17 protein-coding genes are annotated in these 18,284 nt (G+C 68.4%); 10 read left to right on the forward strand and 7 right to left on the reverse strand.

Annotated features, from left to right (window positions below):
• Nucleotides 1-25: 25 nt before the first annotated feature.
• Both IEW24_RS19695 and IEW24_RS19700 read left to right on the forward strand, forming a co-directional pair.
• On the forward strand, nucleotides 26-2,131 hold the full coding sequence (locus IEW24_RS19695) for a PP2C family protein-serine/threonine phosphatase (protein WP_188581825.1): 2,106 nt from the start codon (nucleotides 26-28) through the stop codon (nucleotides 2,129-2,131).
• A gap of 170 nt (nucleotides 2,132-2,301) precedes the next feature.
• On the forward strand, nucleotides 2,302-2,757 hold the full coding sequence (locus tag IEW24_RS19700) for a hypothetical protein (RefSeq protein ID WP_188581827.1): 456 nt from the start codon (nucleotides 2,302-2,304) through the stop codon (nucleotides 2,755-2,757).
• A gap of 9 nt (nucleotides 2,758-2,766) precedes the next feature.
• Here the strand turns inward: IEW24_RS19700 and IEW24_RS19705 are convergent, their stop codons facing one another.
• The 6 genes from IEW24_RS19705 to IEW24_RS19730 form a co-directional block, all read right to left on the reverse strand.
• Complete coding sequence (locus IEW24_RS19705) at nucleotides 2,767-3,744, reverse strand: SDR family oxidoreductase (RefSeq protein WP_308469032.1); 978 nt, start codon at nucleotides 3,742-3,744, stop codon at nucleotides 2,767-2,769.
• Nucleotides 3,741-4,901 carry a glutathionylspermidine synthase family protein gene (locus tag IEW24_RS19710; RefSeq protein ID WP_188581829.1) on the reverse strand — a complete coding sequence of 387 codons (1,161 nt, stop codon included), beginning with the start codon at nucleotides 4,899-4,901 and terminating at the stop codon, nucleotides 3,741-3,743. Before IEW24_RS19710 ends, IEW24_RS19705 begins: the two co-directional genes overlap by 4 nt.
• Before the next feature lie 5 nt (nucleotides 4,902-4,906).
• Entirely contained in the window at nucleotides 4,907-5,560 is a 654-nt protein-coding gene (locus tag IEW24_RS19715) for a DUF1190 domain-containing protein (RefSeq protein WP_188581831.1), read from the reverse strand.
• Between the two features lie 60 nt (nucleotides 5,561-5,620).
• Nucleotides 5,621-6,025 (reverse strand): DUF350 domain-containing protein, encoded by a 405-nt coding sequence (locus tag IEW24_RS19720; protein WP_188581833.1) that lies wholly within the window; start codon nucleotides 6,023-6,025, stop codon nucleotides 5,621-5,623.
• A gap of 224 nt (nucleotides 6,026-6,249) precedes the next feature.
• The gene (queG, locus tag IEW24_RS19725; RefSeq protein WP_188581835.1) at nucleotides 6,250-7,410 is read right to left on the reverse strand and encodes a tRNA epoxyqueuosine(34) reductase QueG; all 1,161 of its coding nucleotides are present in this window, start codon (nucleotides 7,408-7,410) and stop codon (nucleotides 6,250-6,252) included.
• A gap of 34 nt (nucleotides 7,411-7,444) precedes the next feature.
• Nucleotides 7,445-8,134 carry a glutathione S-transferase family protein gene (locus IEW24_RS19730; RefSeq protein ID WP_188581837.1) on the reverse strand — a complete coding sequence of 230 codons (690 nt, stop codon included), beginning with the start codon at nucleotides 8,132-8,134 and terminating at the stop codon, nucleotides 7,445-7,447.
• 295 nt (nucleotides 8,135-8,429) lie between these two features.
• On the opposite strand from IEW24_RS19730, the gene IEW24_RS19735 reads away from it, so the two are divergent.
• On the forward strand, nucleotides 8,430-9,236 hold the full coding sequence (locus IEW24_RS19735; RefSeq protein ID WP_188581839.1) for an undecaprenyl-diphosphate phosphatase: 807 nt from the start codon (nucleotides 8,430-8,432) through the stop codon (nucleotides 9,234-9,236).
• A 33-nt stretch (nucleotides 9,237-9,269) separates the two neighbouring features.
• On the opposite strand, the gene IEW24_RS19740 is transcribed toward IEW24_RS19735, so the two are convergent.
• Nucleotides 9,270-9,515, reverse strand: a complete 246-nt coding sequence (locus tag IEW24_RS19740; protein WP_188581841.1) for a DUF1674 domain-containing protein — start codon at nucleotides 9,513-9,515, stop codon at nucleotides 9,270-9,272.
• Between the two features lie 149 nt (nucleotides 9,516-9,664).
• Here IEW24_RS19740 and secB point away from each other — a divergent pair, with 149 nt between their 5' ends.
• The 7 genes from secB (at nucleotide 9,665) to IEW24_RS19775 (ending at nucleotide 18,210) form a co-directional block, all read left to right on the forward strand.
• On the forward strand, nucleotides 9,665-10,147 hold the full coding sequence (gene secB, locus IEW24_RS19745) for a protein-export chaperone SecB (RefSeq protein WP_188581843.1): 483 nt from the start codon (nucleotides 9,665-9,667) through the stop codon (nucleotides 10,145-10,147).
• Between the two features lie 390 nt (nucleotides 10,148-10,537).
• Nucleotides 10,538-11,677 (forward strand): class I SAM-dependent methyltransferase, encoded by a 1,140-nt coding sequence (locus tag IEW24_RS19750; protein ID WP_188581845.1) that lies wholly within the window; start codon nucleotides 10,538-10,540, stop codon nucleotides 11,675-11,677.
• An 80-nt stretch (nucleotides 11,678-11,757) separates the two neighbouring features.
• Nucleotides 11,758-12,729: a hypothetical protein gene (locus IEW24_RS19755; protein WP_188581847.1), complete on the forward strand. Its 972-nt coding sequence runs from the start codon at nucleotides 11,758-11,760 to the stop codon at nucleotides 12,727-12,729.
• Nucleotides 12,730-12,939: 210 nt separating this feature from the next.
• Nucleotides 12,940-14,838 (forward strand): tRNA uridine-5-carboxymethylaminomethyl(34) synthesis enzyme MnmG, encoded by a 1,899-nt coding sequence (gene mnmG / locus IEW24_RS19760; RefSeq protein ID WP_188581848.1) that lies wholly within the window; start codon nucleotides 12,940-12,942, stop codon nucleotides 14,836-14,838.
• 823 nt (nucleotides 14,839-15,661) lie between these two features.
• Nucleotides 15,662-16,366, forward strand: a complete 705-nt coding sequence (gene rsmG / locus IEW24_RS19765) for a 16S rRNA (guanine(527)-N(7))-methyltransferase RsmG (protein ID WP_244644554.1) — start codon at nucleotides 15,662-15,664, stop codon at nucleotides 16,364-16,366.
• Between the two features lie 18 nt (nucleotides 16,367-16,384).
• Nucleotides 16,385-17,260, forward strand: a complete 876-nt coding sequence (locus IEW24_RS19770) for a ParA family protein (RefSeq protein WP_373870104.1) — start codon at nucleotides 16,385-16,387, stop codon at nucleotides 17,258-17,260.
• A gap of 23 nt (nucleotides 17,261-17,283) precedes the next feature.
• Nucleotides 17,284-18,210 (forward strand): ParB/RepB/Spo0J family partition protein, encoded by a 927-nt coding sequence (locus IEW24_RS19775; protein ID WP_188581853.1) that lies wholly within the window; start codon nucleotides 17,284-17,286, stop codon nucleotides 18,208-18,210.
• Nucleotides 18,211-18,284: the final 74 nt, after the last annotated feature.

Below are 18,284 nucleotides of genomic sequence, written 5' to 3' on the forward strand. Positions count from 1 at the left end.
TAAAACGCGTGCGGGGAGGCGTTCGGTGAAGCTGTTCGAGGCGGTGCGGCCTGCCACGCTGGAAGAGGTGTCCTGGCTGCGCAAGGCGTTGCGCCGGCAGCTCGCCCAATTGCGCATCGGCACCGACATCGTGGACGAGGTGGTGCTGGCGCTGGTGGAGCTGGCCACCAATGTGGTGCGCCACAGCGACCCCGCCCCCACCGAAATCGGCCTCGAGGTGCGGCTCGACGGCGTCGTCATCACCCTCGTGCTGACCGATGATGGCGGCGCCTTTCCCGCCTTCGAGGACCGCTGGCGCAAGGTGCGCCTCGCCGCCTCCGATCCCGACAGCGCGGGGGGGCGGGGCATCGCCATCGCCCGCATCGCGCTGGATGAGGCCCGCTACGAGGCCGGCCCCCCCAATCGCCTGACCCTGCGCCGCCAGCTCGCCCGCCGCCGCCCCCAGTTGCTGGTGGTGGAAGACGAGCCGGTGCTGCTGGAGGCCTATCTCACGCTGCTGGAGCCCGATTATCGCGTGCTGCCGGCGCAGACCCTGCGCAATGCGCTGGATATCGCCCGCAAGACCAAGGTCGATCTCATCCTCACCGACTTCCACCTCGGCTCGGAGCCCGGCACGGCGCTGCTGGAAGCGCTGGAGAATGACGCGGACCGCCCACCCATTCCCATCGTCATGATCACGGGCGATCCCTCCGTGCGCCTGCGGGTGCTGGAGCTGGGGGTGGACACCTTTCTCACCAAGCCGGTGGTGCCCGAGCGCCTGCTGGAGACGGTGAAGCTGGCGCTGGTTCGCTCGGCCCGCCAGCGCGCCCGACTGTTCCAGTATTTCGCCTCCTCGCTGGACCGGCTGGTGCACCCCGAGCTGCCGCCGCGCCTCGGCGCCTTCGCCACCGCTCTGTGCTGGGAAACGGCGGATATCGGGGGCGGCGATCTCGTCATCCACCTGCGGCGGCCGGAATGCGACCGCATCGTGCTGGTGGACGTGATGGGCCACGGCATCAATGCCAAGGCGGGCGCGGTGGCCCATGCGGCCATGGTGCGGGCGCTGGATGTGGACGGGCGCTTCGACCCCGGCGCCTTCATGGCCCGCTGGTCGCGGCTCGTGTTCAGCGAGGCGGGGCTCGACGGGGTGGTGGCGACCGCGCTGGTGGTGGACCTGTTCCCGGACGGGCGCATCGCCATCGCCTCCGCCGGCCATCCCCGGCCCATGGTGGTCACACGGGATGGCGCGCGGGCGCTGGAGGTGGACGGCCCGCTGCTGGGCTTCACGGATACAGCCGATTACGACACTCTGGAGGTGATGCTCAACCCTGGCGAGCGTCTGCTGCTGGCCACCGACGGGCTCGACCCCACGGAACTGGCCAGCGGCGGCCCCTGCCCGGCTTGGCTCACGGCGGAACTCTCCAGCCGCCAGTCGGCGCCGCTGGAGACCGCCGCCGCCCGCGCCGCCACGCGGGTCGCCGCCCGCCTCGGGCCGGATCCGGAGGACGACTGGATGATGGTGCTGCTGGAACGGGCCGATGCCCGCACCGATGCCGAAGCCCCGGCCCCGCACGAGGGTCTGCCGGCCATGGCCGGACCGCGCGCGGCACCCTCTCCCCAAGTGTCACCCGTCGTTGTGCCACCCGTCGTTGTGCCGCCGGTGCCCGACGTGCCTGTTCCCGACACCCCCATCCCCAACCCGCCCGTTCCGGATCCGCTGATCCCCGATCCGCCGGTGCCCGAGGTGCCGATCATCGTCCTGCGCGACACCGCAGCGGAGGATCTGTCCGGCGATCACGCCATCGGCGCGGGCGATCTGGCGCCCGATTTCCAGCCTTCCGGCATCGGGGCCCTGCGCAAGGCGGTGGGCGAGGAGGCATTCGCGGGCCTTGCCCGGCGCTTCCTTGAGAATGCGGCGCAGAAGATCACCGACTGGGAAAAGGCACACGATCCCGTGGCCGTGGTGGCTGCCGCCCATGCTTTGGCGGGGCTGCTGGGCCAGTTCGGCCTTGCCGCCTCGGCGGCGCGGGCGCGGGCGGTGGAGCATGAGCCGGACCCGCAGACGCGCCTCTTGCTGGCGCGCGGCCTCGCCCCGCTGGCGCGGGCGGAGATCGCCCTGTTCAAGGCCTGGTTCGGCGGCGGGCACGGCTAGAGTGTTTCCGTGTTTCATGGAAACACGGAAACACTCTAAATCATTGATAGAGAATGCTTTCCGGCTTGGATTGCGAAGCAATCAAAACCGGACATGCTCTGAGTGGATTCTCGCCGGGGTGTAGAGGGTGGGTTGCCACAACCGTGCAAGCTGCGGCTGACTGCCGCCCGATGACACGGACGTTCCTCGCCTTTCTCGTGGCGCCGCTCTGGATCCCGCTGCTTGCGGCCGTCTCCGCTCTGCTGTGGCCGGATACGCGAAATCCCCTGGGTCTCGGCGGCATGGAGCTGGTGTGGCGCGTGGCGCTGGTGGCCGCGGTGGTGGGCTATGGCGCCTGCTGGAGTTTCGGCCTCGGCCTGTTCTTCTTCCTGCGGGCGCAGGGCTGGCGGTCGGTGGGCATCACCGCGCTTGCGTGGTTCGTCGCCGGCATGGTGCTGCGGCTGGCCGGCTTCATCCTCGGCTGGGTGCAGTTCCTGAGCATGCACGGGACGCTGCGGGAACTCTCCAACGCGCTGGCGACCCGGCCGCTGTTCTTTGTCTGGGGCGGGGTTCTGGCCATGCTGGTGGGCCTCACCGTGCGCGCCATCGCGGGGCCGGCTCCCGAAGATAATGAGCCGGATAAATAATCTCGCGGATCAGATTTCCCCGGCGTCCCGCATCTCGCCGTAAAGCGCGCCCAGCCCGTCCTCGAAGGTGGGATAGGCGAGCGTCACGCCCAGCTCTTCCTTCAGCCGCGTGTTGCGCACGCGCTTGTTGCCGGCCCAGAAGGACAGCGCCATGGGGCTCATGGTCTGCGCCACCTCGGCGAAAGGCAGCAGCGGCGGCGGCTCCACACCCATGAGGCCGGCAGCGAAGGCGATGGGATCGCCGGGCGGGGCCGGGCGGTCATCGGTGACGTTCAGCAGCCCGGAGAACCCCTGCCCGATCACCGCCGCCATGCTGGTGGCGATGTCGGCCACATGGATGCGGTTGAACACCTGGCCCGGCTTGTCGATGCGCCGCGCCTCACCCGCCTTCAGATTGAGGAAGGCATTGCGTCCCGGCCCGTAGATGCCCGCAAGGCGCAGGCTCGCCACCGGAATGCCCTTGCGCACGCCCAGCGCCAGCAGCCCGGCCTCGGCTTTGAGCCGGCGTTCCAGCCGGGCGCTGCCGGCGCGGGGCGGCGTGGTCTCGTCCACCCAGCCGCCATCATGGTCGCCATAGACGCCCAGCGTCGTCAGATAGAGGATCTGTTGCAGATTGTGCGATGCAGCAATGTCCGCCTCGGCCACGGCGAGCAGCGGGTCTCCGGCCTCGCCGGGCGGGGCGGAGAGGACCAGCACATGGGCCTCCGCGACGGCGGCGCGCAGGGCAGGGCTGGCGGCGAGGCCATCAAACAGCACGCCCTCCACCCCCAGCGCTTCGAGCGCCGCGACGCCTTCCGGCGTGCGCGCGGTGCCGATCACCCGGTCGAACAGATCGGGATGGGTGGCGAGGAGGTGGCGGGTGCAATAGCCGAGGCCGACGGCGAGCAGGGTGGTCATGCCCTCCGATGTGGCGAAGAAGCCGGGCGAGGGCAAGAGCAGGGTGGACAGGAGCGGGATGGGCAGGAGCAGGGTGGGCGGGTGGCTCACACCGCGATGATGTGCGGCACGAAGCGCGACATGTTCATGGTGATGGCGGACGTATCCTCGCGGATGCCCATGCCGCAGGGCTCATCGCCCACCATCCAGCTGCCGATCACCGCATGGCCGTGGCGGGTCTCGAACAGATGGGTGGCCGCCTGCACCACGAACGGCCCGTCGCCATAGTGGCCCGGCACCGTCTCGCTGCGGCCGCGCCGCACCAGCGTGACGTTCTCGCCCTCGCGGGAGAACAGGGGCTTGCGGGCATAGTCGCGCAACTCCCCCGCACGCGGATCATCCTCGAAATAGGCCGGCAGCAGGTTGGGATGGCCGGGGAACATCTCCCACAGCAGAGGCAGGATGGCCTTGGTGGAGAGCATGGCCTTCCACGGCGGCTCCATGAAGGTGCAGCGGGCGTGAGGGAGCTTCTGGCCGAAGGTTTCCGCCAGCATCCATTCCCACGGATGCAGCTTGAACATGCGCTCGATGACCAGATCGTCGAGATCGGTGAAGCGGCCCACCGGATCGATGCCGATGTCCTCCATGGCCAGCATCTTCACCCGGTAGCCGGCCTGAAGCGCGCAATCGGCCAGATAGGAGAGGGTGCCGCCGTCCTCCACATTGTCCACCGCCCCCGCGATATGAAGCATGGCGTTCTGCGGCATCAGGCAGAGCCGCTCCACCAGATGCTCCTGAATGGAGTTGAACTGGTCCGTGCCCGGCGGTAGCGCGCCGCTGCGCAGCAGGTCCTCCAGCCACAGCCACTGGAACACCGCCGCCTCATAGAGGCCGGTGGGGGTGTCGGCGTTATATTCCAGCAGCTTGGCCGGCCCGGTGCCGTCATAGGCGAGGTCGAAGCGGCCGTAGAGCGAGGGCTCCTGCGCCCGGTTGCGCCAGGATGCCGAGACATAGTCATGATGCGCTGCCGGAATACCGAGCCGGCTCAGCAGTCTCGCATCGCCGACCGCGCGCCCGGCCAGCTCAAGGCACATCTGGTGCAGGTCGCGGGAGGGGTCCTCGATCGAGCCCTCGATCTCCTCCAGCGTGAAGGAGAACATGGCGCTCTCGTCCCAATACTTCGCGCCATACATGTCGGCGAAGCGGAAGCCGAAGGTCTCGGCGGTGGCGCGCCAGTGCGGGCGCTCCTCGATCATGTGGCGGCGCATGGGGCTCAGCCGCCGAAACTGCCGAAGCCGTGGCCGCCGAAGCCGCCCCGCGACACGGTGCTGGTGCGCGGATTGCTTGATGGCTTGAGCGTGGCGGGATGGGTTTCGCCGGAACTCTTGCCGCTCTTCCAGCCGCTGCCGCCACCGGAACTTCCGCCCGAGCCGCCCTTGTTCTCCTCGCCCTCCTTCTCGCCGTCAGGCCGGGAGAGATCAGTGAGGGCGCGATAGCTTCCCGCCGTCGCGCGCGAGGCATAGACCGGGGCGCTCACATATGAGCCGCCTTGCCCGGCAAGGCGCGCGAGCATGAAGCCGCCCATCACCGGAGCGAACATGGTGCTGCCGGGTCCGCCGGGGGAGGTCGCCGGCCCCACGCCGGGGCGGGCCTCGCAGGTGCTGTCGGTGGTGCGCTCGCAGTCGGCGGCGGAGGAGAACAGGGGCGCGCGGGCATAATGGGCGCCGAGCGCGCGGCGATAGTCATCGGCGCAGGTCTGCCGCAGCTCGCCGGTCTCAGCGCACTGGGTGATGGCGGAGGTGGTGTCGCCAGCGAACACCATCTCCTCCTGCTCCTGCGGGGCGCTGCCACCGCCGCCGCGCCACATGGACGATACCGCCAGCGCGCCGAACACCGCGCCGATGGTCAGAAAATCCGAGCGCTTCATGCCGCTCTCCCGCGCCGGGGGCTCAAAGGGTGGGGCTCAAAGGGGGAATCAAAGGGGAGTTCAAAGGGTCATGGCGGCGGCATTGAGCATGCCGACCACCACCGCCACCCCGCCGAGCCATGCACCCGCCGCCACATCGCCACTGGTGATGCGGGCCGACACATCCGGCATGGCCATGCGGGCGCCGAAATAGGCGATGACCTGCGCCGCCGCCGCGATCAGCGCCCAGATGAAGAAGTCCACCAGATTGAGGCTGCCGGCCATGGCCGCGCGCAGCGGCAAGGCAAAGCCCACCAGCGCGCCGAGCAGCGCGAACACCGCCGCGCCATTGCCCGCCCGCACGAGGCGGAACTCGTGGTGCGGGGTGATGGCGGAATAAGCGGCGATGAAGGCGCCGATGAGCAGCAGGGACAGGCTGAAATAGCCGACGAACGCCGGGAAGCCGGAGAGATAGATGCGCAGCATGGGGAAAAGGGGCCTTGCCGGACGGGGCCTCGGGTGAGGAACCTCACCCATGGACAGGCATAGCCCGGCCCATGTGCGCCTCAAAGCCCGGCGTGGGCGGATTTCTGCGAAAAGCCCTTTGTTTTCAGGGATTCCAGCCTGACTGGTAGGATGCTAGAGCACGTTCGGCTTTGATTGCTCTGCGATCCAAACCGAAAGACGTTCTCTACCCATAGGCTGGAGCGTTAGGTCGCCCGCGCCGCCATCCATTCCGCCTGCACCTCCGGGTCCGCCTCATCCGGTGCGTGGCGGGCGGCCAGTGCGGCGAAATCCGCTTCCGGCAACAGGCGGGAGAGCGCCCACACGGCGGAGCCCCGCACCAGCGCGTCATCGTCGCTCAGGAGGGTCTGCGCGGAGGGGATGAGGCCGGTATCGCCGGAATTGCCGATGGCTGTCAGCACGTTGCGCAGGAAGCGTCCACGGCCCGAACGCTTGATGGGGCTCTTGGGGAAGCGGGCGCGGAAGGCGGCATCGTCCAGCGTGGCGAGACCGGCCAGATCCGGCGCCCGGTTCTCGTCGCGCGCCGCGAGCTTGGCCTCCCGGCCGAGCGCGGCGAACTTGTTCCACGGGCAGGCGGCAAGGCAATCGTCGCAGCCATAGATGCGGTTGCCCATGAGCGGGCGCAATTCGCGCGGGATCGGCCCCTTGTGCTCGATGGTCAGATACGAGACGCAGCGCCGGGCGTCGATCTGGTAGGGCGCCGGGAAAGCAGCTGTCGGGCAGGCATCGAGGCAGGCACGGCACTGCCCGCAATGATCGCCCATGGGCGCGTCGGGCGGCAGGTCCAGCGTGGTGGCGATGGCGCCGAGGAACATCCACGAGCCGCGCTGCCGCGACACCAGATTGGTGTGCTTGCCCTGCCAGCCCAGCCCCGCCGCCATGGCCAGCGGCTTCTCCATGAGCGGGGCGGTGTCCACGAACACCTTCACGTCGCCCTCGCCGGCCAGCGCGAGCAGGGCGCGGGCGAGGCGCTTGAGCTTGGCCTTGATGATCTCGTGATAGTCCTCGCCTTTGGCGTAGACCGAGATGGCGGCGCGGCTGCGCTCTTCGAGGATGGCGCGGGGGTCTTCGTCGGGGCCGTAATTCATGCCCAGCATGACCACACGCAGCGCTTCCGGCCACATGGCGCGGGCGTGCACGCGGCGCTCCAGCGTGTCGGCCATCCAGCCCATGTCGCCATAACGCTGCTCGGCCACCCAGTGGCGCAGGCGATCTCCGGCCTCCCCGGCCTTGTCGGGATCCGCGACGCCGAAGGCATCGAAGCCTTCCTCCAGCGCGAGATCGCGCAGGCGGTCCTTCAGTTCGGGCAGGGGGAGGGGCTGGGTCTTGCGGGCGGGGGCGTTCATGGTGCGCCTCCCGCTTCGTCAGCGAGGAAGCCGCTCAGAAATCCAGATCCGCATACGTCGCGGAGGGGGGCATGCCCGGAATGGAATCGGCCAGGATGCCGCGGAAGGTCGGGCGGGATTTCACCCGCGCGTACCAGGCCCTCGCATCCTCGTCCACGTCCCACGGCACATCGCCCAGATAGTCGGCGGCCGACAGATGGGCTGCCGCCGCCAGATCCGCATGGCTCAGGCGGTCGCCGGCGAGCCAGTTCCGCGCCTTGGCCAGCCACCCGATATATTTCAGATGATAGCGGATGTTCGCCCGCGCCGCGCGCAGCGCGGTGGCATCCGGCGGGCCGCCGCCCTGATCCGACTTCATGTAGCGCTTGTAGATGCGCTCGCGCACCAAGGGCTCGGTGACGTCGAGGAACATCTTCTCGTGGAACCACTGCACGAGGCGGCGCACCTCGATGCGTTCCAGCGGCGCGTGCGGCAGCAGGCGGCGGTCGCCCAGCGCAAGGCCCCGCGTCTCGTCCAGATATTCCGCGATGATGGCGGCGCCGGGCGCGGACGGCACATGCTCCTCCACCATCACCGGCGTTTCCCCGCTGGGGTTCAGCGCCAGGAATTCCGGCTTGCGCTCCCACACGCGCACCTCCACCAGCTCCGGCTCGATGCCATATTCGGCGAGCAGCAGGCGGACGAAGCGCGAATGCGGACAGAAGGGGTGATGATAGAGCTGCATCGAGGGGGGAAGATCTGGCCGCCGTTAGAAAGGGTGGGCCACTCCTTGGCTTTCGTCTACTGGCCTTCGTGCGGTGCCGCAAGCAGTCAGGCGTCACAACCCTGTGGCAATGCGGCAACATGGTTCATGCCTGTTAACCCTGTTACGTCATGCTGCCATCCCCAGCATCCCCAAGGTTTCCCTTACGGCTCCCCAGCCGTTTCGACTTCCGATTGCAGGAACGATTGCACGGGGGCGGGCAAGTCGACAGGATGCCGGCCGCACTGACCCTCCGCCTGTTCCGGATGTCTTCCCCATGACGATCGCCATTCTGGTCAAAGCCCTGCTTCTCGGCCTGCTGGAAGGAGCCACCGAGTTCCTGCCCGTGTCCTCCACCGGCCATCTGCTGCTGGCGGCGCATTTCCTCGGCTTCGAGAGCACGGGAAAGACCTTCGAGGTGCTGATCCAGCTGGGCGCCGTGCTGGCGATCCTGGTGGTCTATTTCCAGCGCTTCCTGCGGGTGGCCATGCAGCTGCCCACCAATCCCGGCGCCCGGCGCTTCGTGATCGGCATCGTGCTCGCCTTCCTGCCGGCGGCGGTGGCCGGCGTGCTGCTGCACGGCTTCATCAAGCAGGTGCTGTTCGAGAGCCCCATCACCATCTGCGTGGCGCTCATCTTCGGCGGCGTGGTGCTGCTGTTCGTGGACCGCATCGCCTTCAAGCCGCGCTACAACAACGCCATGGGTTTTCCGCTGAAGACCGCGCTCGGCATCGGCTTCTTCCAGTGCCTGGCGCTGATCCCCGGCATGTCGCGCTCGGGCTCCACCATCGTCGGCGGCCTGCTGCTGGGGGCGGACAAGCGCTCGGCGGCGGAATTCTCCTTCTTCCTCGCCTTGCCCACCATGCTGGGCGCCTTCGTCTACGACTTCTGGAAGAATCGCGGCGCCCTGTCAGCGGACGACGGCATCATCATCGCGGTGGGCTTCGTGGCCGCCTTCGTGTCGGCGCTCCTCGTCATCCGCACCCTGCTCGATTTCGTGTCGCGGCACGGCTACGCGGTGTTCGGCTGGTGGCGCATCCTGGTTGGCGGCGGCTGCCTGGCGCTGCTGCTGCTGGGCTACTGAGCGCATTCAAGGACTACGCGGGTCGCCTCGGGCTCAGAAGTCCGAGGCGATGCCGCCCACTTCCCAGTCGCCATAGCGCACCGGCTCCTTGCCGCCGCGCCCGTTATATTCCTTCGGCACATCGTTGGCGGCGTCGATCTCGGCCCGCCGGGCCACCGCCTCCTCCAGCGCGCGTTTTGCGGCCGGCGAGAGCACCTTTCCGGGCGCCGCGCCGAGGGCTTCGGCGGATGTTCCGGCGGGGTCGATCTCGGGGCGGGGCATATCGTCAGCCATATTCATCTTCCTCCAGCACCTCCGGACAGCCGTTGCGGCGATCCGGCCGTGCATGACCGCGTGCCGCGGACCGGGCGTCCTTGCCGCTCGCGTCCGGGCATGGTAGCGACCCCGCGACTCTCGCCGGGGGCGAGGCGGATTCATAGGAGATTAGCATGGCGACGCAAAATGGCAGCCCGACCGACACCCAGGCGCCCGCGCTCAACGTGCTCGTTCAGTATGTGAAGGACTTCTCGTTCGAGAACCCCAACGCGCCCCGTTCGCTCGGCGCGCCGCAGGGCCAGCCCGACGTGAACATCCAGATCAACGTCAACGCCCGCCCGCTGCAGAATGCGGAGTTCGAGGTCGAGCTGAAGATCGAGGGCGGTGCCTCGGTGTCGGGCAACACGCTGTTCGCCTTCGACCTGACCTATGCCGGCATCTTCCGCCTCATGAACGTGCCGGAGCAGAGCCTCCAGCCGGTGGTGCTGATCGAGTGCCCGCGCCTGCTGTTCCCGTTCGCGCGCCAGATCATCGCCGAGGGCGTGCGCGGCGGCGGCTTCCCGCCCCTGATGATCGATCCGGTGGACTTCGCCGCCCTCTACCAGCAGCGCATGACCGCCGAGGCCGAGAAGCTGCAGACCGCCGGTCAGGCCTGAGTGCTTTTAGCCTGAGGATCTTTCGGCCCTGTCGGGTCGGCACCGTCCGACGGCACCAAACCTGAGCGTTTCACGCCCCGCCGGCGCGAGCCGGCGGGGCGTTTTTGTTTGGACCGGCGGATGGGCGTCGCGGGGATCGTGCACACCTTCATGAAGCGTATTTCCGCGATAATATTACCGCCGACTAGCGTTGAGTTCCGTTGAAAAGACGCATCGGGCGCAAAAAATACCGAAACCAGCCGGGTGCTCGTCTCTGGAAAGCCGCCCGAGTTTCTTATCTTTTGTTAGCTTGTACGTGGCAGTTGCGCTGCAATTTCCTTGGATTGTCTTGTTCCCGGTATCTCGCGCCCGCCAGATGGGTTAAGGCTCATATGGGCCGGGAGCGTTCACATGACGGACTTGCACGACATTGCCCGCGACATCGCCATGGGTGATGCGGAAGCCGAGCGTCTGGTCATTGCCCTCTATCAGGGGCTGCTGGAACGCGCGCCGGATAGGGACGAGATCGCCTCATGGGCGGCCGGCCTCACCGCTCCCAATGCGGAACATCGCATCTCGGCGGCGGATATGGCCGAGACATTCCTCAATTCCGAAGAACGCCGCACGCGTCTTGCAGAGCGCGAACGTGAGCGCGAACGTGAGCGCGAGGCGGCGCAGCAGGTGCCGGAGGCGCCCGAGGAACCCGAAGAGCCCCGGGTGCCGGTCTTCGTGCCGCCGGGCCATTTCTATTCGCCCATCGTGGATGTGGAGACGGTGCGGGACCGGATTGCGTGGGCGTGGTCCAACCTGCCGGAACGCCTGCCGGGTCTGGCCATCGACCGTGCGGCCATGGTCGCGGCCTGGGCGGATCTGCTGCCGCACCTGCAGGCCTGCCCGTTCACGGCCGAGCCGGACGCGCGCTTTCGCTATCATTTCGAGAACCCGGCCTATGCCCATGGCGACGGGTCCGTCCTCTACGCCATGATCCGGCGCCACCGGCCCCGGCAGCTGATCGAGATCGGCTGCGGCTGGTCATCCGCCTGCGCGCTGGACGCCATCGAACGTGAGCTTGGCGGGGCCTGCGACGTCACCTTCATCGAGCCCTATCCGCAGCTCGTGCGCGATCTGATGGCGACCAGGCCCTTTCCCCATCGCCTGTTGCCCGTGCCGGTGCAGGAGGTGCCGCTGGCGGAATTCGCCCGGTTGCAGCGGGACGACATCCTGTTCATCGATTCCACCCATGTGCTGAAGACCGGCAGCGACGTCTGGTACGAGCTGTGCGAGATCCTGCCCGCACTGGCGCCGGGCGTGATCGTGCATTTTCACGATGTCTTCTGGCCGTTCGAGTATCCGGAGGAGTGGGTGCTGGAGCAGAACCGCTCGTGGAACGAGCTTTATGGCCTGCGCTGCTTCCTTCAGGATAATGCCGCATGGGAGATTCTTTTCCTCGGCAACTACATGTCGGCTCTGGAGCGCCCGCGGGTGGCGGCGGAATATCCCACCCTGCTGCAAAATCCCGGAGGGGCGCTCTGGCTGCGAAAGCTGGGCTAGAGCATGTCCGGCTTTGATTGCTTCGCCATCCAGGCCACAAGACATTCTCTATCAATGAGTTGGCGTGTTTCTGTGTGTCCATGAAACACGGAAGCGCTCCAGACACCGCCGCCTTGCTCTGGATCCCCGGCACCGGGCCCGACGGGCCGGCCCTCGCGCGGCTGTGCGCGGCCTTTCCGCGTCCCGCCGTCCCCATGGGCGAAGCCTGGTTCATGGGCGAGACGCGGCGGATGTTTCCCGCGCTGATGGGCGATCCGGCCGCCGTGCCGGTGGGGGAGCTGGCGGCTGCGCTGGAGGAGATCGCCTCCGGCACCGCCGCCTTTGGCCCGCGCGAGGAGTGGCGGGACTGGTTGCATTATCTCCTGCCCCGCCTCGTTCCCCGCGCCCATGAGGCGCATGTGGCGGCGCTGGCGGAAACGCTCGTGACCGCCTTCATCTCCCAGCATCCCGGCGGCGCGGTGGACCCTGCCCATCCCGGCTTCCGCGCCGATGTTCTGACGACGCTGGGCCGCTGCCTCATGGCGCCGGCCTGCTGGCCGCAGGGGCGGCTGGATCCCGGCTTCGCACTCGGCAAGCCGGCCCCGGAGCCGGGCGGCTGGGCCTGGGCGCAGGCCGGCGGGCGGCTGTCGGCGCTGCTCTTTCTCTGCGTGAAGTATCTGGAGCCGGCGGAGATCGGCCCCTGGGCCGCTTCCTTCCTCGCCATCGACGATCCTTTGTGGCGGGCGCAGCTGACGGTGTGGCTGGTGGGCGCCCATCCCCTGCTGACCGGGACCATCGCCCAGCCGGCCGACCTGCCCGAGAGCCATCATCCGGCCATCGACTGGGACTGGTCCCACGTCCTGACCGGCCGCATACCGGCGAGCGAGGCCGCGCCCGCGCCCTTCCTCCCGCCCGCCAACGGCGCCGCGCTGGTGGCGGCGGTGCGGGCGAGCCTAACGCCGGAGATGTACGAGGGCTGGCTGACAGCGTTCGCCGCCGATCCCGCGCTGGAAGCGGAACTGGGCGATCTGCCGTTCGGGTTTTACGGGCTCTATCTGCAAGGCGCGGGCTGAGGCGACGTCGCCGCCGCCCGCGCCATCCTCGACCGCACGCCGGATGTGCCCGCCGGAGCCGGGTGACGAGATCGTCGAGACGCCAGCGCAGCCCCGTTCCCGCCGCCGCTGACACGCCCTTTGCCTTGACGCCGCCGCGAAACTGCCGTTCCTGAGCGCCGCCGGGCCTCGCGGGGCCGGGCGGACCAACGAACAATCGGCAGGCGGACAATGGCGGAGGCCGAAACCTTCGACGTGATGGTGGTGGGCGGCGGGCATGCGGGCTGCGAGGCGGCCGCAGCGGCCGCACGGCTCGGCGCGCGCACGGCGCTGGTCACGCATCGGGCCGATACGCTCGGCGCCATGTCCTGCAATCCGGCCATCGGCGGGCTCGGCAAGGGCCATCTGGTGCGCGAGATCGATGCGCTGGACGGCCTCATGGGCCGGGTGGCGGATCAGGGCGGCATCCAGTTCCGCCTGCTCAACCGCCGCAAGGGCCCCGCCGTGCGCGGTCCCCGCGCGCAGGCCGACCGCAAGCTCTATGCCCGCGCCATGCAGGACGCCCTCGCCGCGCAGGACAACCTCACCATCGTGGAAGGGGAGGCGGACGACCTCATCCTCACCGAAGGCCGTGTCACCGGCCTCAGGATGGCGGACGGGCGCCAGTTCTCCTGCGGCGCCGTGGTGCTGACCACCGGCACCTTCCTCAACGGCCTGATCCATATGGGCGAGGTGCAGATCCCCGCCGGCCGCATCGGGGAAGCGCCCGCGCGCGGCCTGTCCGGCACGCTGGCGCGGCTCGGCGTGACGCTCGGCCGCCTGAAGACCGGCACGCCGCCGCGCCTCGATGGCCGCACCATCGACTGGGCGAGCCTTGAGATGCAGCCGGGCGATGAGGAGCCGGAGGCGTTCTCGGCGCTCACCACCCGCCTGCCCAATCCTCAGGTGGCCTGCGGCATCACCCGCACCACGCAGGCGACGCACGAGGTGATCCGCGCCAATCTCTCGCGCTCGGCCATGTATTCCGGCCGCATCGAGAGCACCGGCCCGCGCTATTGCCCCTCCATCGAGGACAAGGTGGTGCGCTTCGGCGATCGCGACGGCCACCAGATTTTCCTGGAGCCGGAAGGTCTGGACGACCCCACCGTCTATCCCAACGGCATCTCCACCTCGCTGCCCGAGGACGTGCAGCTCAAGGTGCTCGCCACCATTCCGGGGCTGGAGCGCGTGGTGATGTCGCGCCCCGGCTATGCCATCGAATACGACCATGTGGACCCGCGCGAGCTGGACCCCACGCTGGAAGTGAAGAAGGCGAAGGGCCTGTTCCTCGCCGGTCAGATCAACGGCACCACCGGCTATGAGGAGGCCGCTGCGCAGGGGTTGCTCGCCGGGCTGAACGCCGCCCGCCGCGCGTCCGGTACGGAAGGCGCGGTGATCGACCGCGCCGAGGGCTATCTGGGCGTGATGGTGGATGATCTCGTCACGCGCGGCGTGAGCGAGCCCTACCGCATGTTCACCTCGCGCGCCGAATATCGCCTGACGCTGCGCGCCGACAATGCCGACCAGCGCCTCACCCCGCGTGGTCTGGCGCTGGGTCTGGTGGGGGCTGAGCGGGCGCGGGTGTTTTCCGCCCGTATGGAGGCGCTGGATGCGGCGCGGGAGCGCGCGCGGTCCGTCAGCCTCACCCCCAACGAGGCGGCCAAGTATGGGCTGGCCCTCAACAAGGACGGCCAGCGTCGCACCGCCTTCGATCTGCTGGCCTATCCGGACATCACGCTCGAACAGCTCGCCGGCATCTGGCCGGAGTTCGGCGCCCTCCAGCCGGCGATTGCCGCCCAGCTTGAGATCGACGCCAAATATGCCGTCTATCTGGACCGGCAGGCGGCCGACATCGCGACGCTCCGCCGCGACGAGGACCTGCGGCTGCCGGAGGACATGGCCTATGAGGGCCTGCCGGGTCTCTCCAACGAGCTGAAGGCGAAGCTCGGCCGCGTGCGCCCGCGCACCATCGGGCAGGCCGGCCGCATGGAGGGCATGACGCCGGCGGCGCTGGCCCTGCTCGTCACCTACGCCCGCCGTCAGGGCGGCACGCGGGACACGGGCCAGACGGACGCGCAGCAGGCGGGGTGAGGGCAGGGGCTTCCGACCGGGAGCGACCGGGACTCACCTGCTGGCAGCGCGGGTGCATGTGATGCGGAACATCCCGACCGGCCACGACATATCCCCTCTCCCGCTTGCGGGGGAGGGCTAGGGAGGGGGGCGCGCGACCGCGCGGAGGACCGCACGGAACAAAGGAAGCACCTCGGCGCGACAGCGATTCGGACCGGCTTTGTCCTTGCGCTGTTCCCCCCTCCGATAATGCGCGTCCCGATCCGGGACAGGCGGTGCGCGGTGCCCCCTCCTCATCCCTCCCCGCAAGCGGGAGAGGGAGCCTGTTGTCCGGGCGGGGAGGCGATGTCAGACGACGGAGCGCCGGTATTGCCATCACCCTCCCTGTCTCGCGAAGGGACTGGCACTTTGATCCACATATAGGCGAACACCCCCACCAATCCCCCCATATCTTGGGTTTTCCTTGACTCCCGGCGGGACTCAGCGGAATCCTCCCGCTCGGGTTCCGGGCGCGGCACAGCGGTCCGTGTGCCATCCGTCTGTCCGTCCGTTTTGTCCAAAGCCGTGCCATCCGGTACCGTCACGCGCACGCAGGAGTGCGGTCATGGCGGATAGGTCCAATGTCCTATCGCCCGAATGGCATTCCCCTGAGCCGGCTCACGATCCGGGCAAGCCCTTGATCGTGACGGCCGTGGGATGCGAGAGAAAGCGGCGCGGCGGGACGCGCATCGTGTGAATATTGGGGATGGCACACGCCATCCCGGCAGTTGAGATGTCCAAAGGGCCAAAACGGGGAACTCCGTGGCCATGAGGCACTGTCCCTGTGACAGTCTGGAGGTAATCAGTGGCGCGCAAGATGGGGCGGGAGGCGGTCGAAAGTACCGTTTCACGTGAAACATTCAGCCGGCTGGAAATCCTCAGCGATCTGCTAACGCGTTGGCAGAAAACGATTAATCTCGTTGCCCCGAACACCATTCCCGAGCTGTGGGATCGCCACATCGCCGATTCCCTCCAGCTCGTCGCCCATGCCCCCGATACCGTCACCGAATGGGCTGATCTCGGTTCCGGCGGCGGATTCCCCGGACTTGTGGTGGCCGCAGTTCTGGCCGAGCGGCCCGGCGCCCGCGTCACGCTTGTAGAAAGCGACACCCGAAAAGCCGCCTTCCTGCGCGAGGCGAGCCGTGCGGCGAACCTGCCCACCCGCATCGTGCCGGAGCGGATCGAGCAGGCTTCCCAAAAGCTTGCGGAGGGCACACAGGTGGTTTCTGCCCGTGCGCTGGCGCCGCTGCCGAAGCTTCTGGAGCTGGCTGAGCCCTTCCTCGCCGCCGGTGCGCTGGGCCTGTTTCCCAAGGGCCGCGACTGGGAGCGCGAATTGACCGACGCCCGCAAAGGCTGGACACTCGATCTCAACCTCCACCGCAGCCTCGGTGATCCGCAGGGACGCATCCTCGCGGTCACATCGGCCCACCGGCTCGCGCCCGACGCGGGACCGGCCGCAGGTGGTGCCATTCCCAGCGGACCCGGCATTAAGCCGCCCGCGGACGTGTAAGGGGAAGACCCCATGACGATGCCTGACGACCAGGCCGACACCCGCACCGACGACACGCTGGCGCTGTCCCCGCGCTCGGGCGCTCCCGGTGCGCCGCGCATTCTCGCGCTCGCCAACCAGAAGGGCGGCGTGGGCAAGACCACCACGGCCATCAATCTCGGCACCGCGCTCGCCGCCATCGGTGAAACCGTTCTGGTGATTGATCTGGACCCGCAGGGCAATGCCTCCACCGGCCTCGGCATCGACCGCCGCGCCCGCAAGCTCTCCACCTATGACGTGTTGTGCGGCGAAGCGACCTTGCGCGATGCCATTCAGGAAAGCGGCGTGCCGCAGCTCCATGTGGCGCCCTCGACGCTGGATCTTTCCGGCCTTGAGCTGGAGATCGCCAACGAGCGCGACCGCGCCTTCCGTTTGCGCAATGCCGTCAAGGCTTTGACCGAGGACGAGAGCGGCCCGCGCTACTCTTACATCCTCATCGATTGCCCGCCCTCGCTGTCGCTGATCACGGTCAACGCCATGGCGGCGGCCCATGCCATCGTGGTGCCGCTGCAATGCGAGTTCTTCGCGCTGGAGGGCCTCTCCCAGCTGCTGAAGACGGTGGAGCAGGTGCGCACGGGCCTCAATCCCGGCCTCTCCATCCACGGCATCGTGCTGACCATGTTCGATGCCCGTAACAATCTGTCCGAGCAGGTGGTGGCGGATGTGCGCCAGTTCATGGGCGACAAGGTCTATGAGACGGTGATCCCGCGCAATGTGCGCGTCTCCGAGGCGCCGTCCTACGGCAAGCCGGTTCTGCTCTACGATCTGAAATGCGCCGGCTCGCAGGCCTATCTGCGGCTGGCCTCCGAAGTGATCCAGCGCGAGCGGGCGGCCCGCGCCGCCGCCGCGGCCTGACGTGATATAAGGAAAATAATCCCATGGCGGAAGAAGGTCGCTCGCGCCTGGGGCGCGGGCTCGCGGCCCTGATCGGCGACATGGGCGAGGCGGATACGCCGCCGAAGCCCGGCGCGGCGCCCGCGCGCGCCGGCAGTGGCGGCGTGCGGAAACTGCCCATCGAGCAGGTGAAACCCAGCGCCCGCAATCCGCGCCGTACCTTCGTGGAAGAGGGGCTGGAGGAACTGGCCGCCTCCATCCGCGAGAAGGGCATCATCCAACCCATCGTGGTGCGTCCCGTGGGCGGCGCCTTCGAGATCGTGGCCGGTGAGCGCCGCTGGCGGGCGGCCCAGCGCGCCAGCCTGCACGAAGTGCCGGTGGTCGTGATCGAATTGAACGATCGCGAGGCGCTGGAGATCGCCATCATCGAGAACGTCCAGCGCTCGGACCTGAACGCGCTGGAAGAGGCCATGGGCTATGAGGCCCTGATGGCTCAGTTCGATTATTCGCAGGGCGATCTCGCAAAGGTCATCGGCAAGAGCCGTCCGCACATCGCCAACACCATCCGCCTGCTGAAGCTGCCGGAGAGCGTGAAGGCCTATCTGGCCGACGGCCGCCTCACCGCCGGCCACGCCCGCGCGCTGCTGGCCCATGAGGATCCCGAGCGCCTCGTGCGGGCGGTGGTGGAGAAGCGCCTCTCCGTGCGCGACGTGGAGGCGCTGACCAAGACCAAGCAGGCCCTGACCGGCAAGGACGCGGGCAAGGCGGAGGCGGGCAAGGCGGAAGCCGCCGCCCCGGCCAAGGATGCCGACACGCGGGCGCTGGAGAAGCGCCTTACGGAAACGCTGGGCCTTGTGGTCAACCTGCAGGCCAAGAGCGGCGGGAATGGCGAGGCGGGCGAACTGCGCATCCGCTATTCCGACCTCGACCAGCTCGACCAGCTCTGCCGCCGGCTGGGGCTGGATAGCTAAGGGTTTTCGGGGGGGCCGCGCGGAGTGTTCCGCCCGGTCTGCCCCCTCCCCAACCCTCCCCCGCAAGCGGGAGA

This window comes from Azorhizobium oxalatiphilum, from assembly GCF_014635325.1.
GTDB lineage: Bacteria > Pseudomonadota > Alphaproteobacteria > Rhizobiales > Xanthobacteraceae > Azorhizobium > Azorhizobium oxalatiphilum.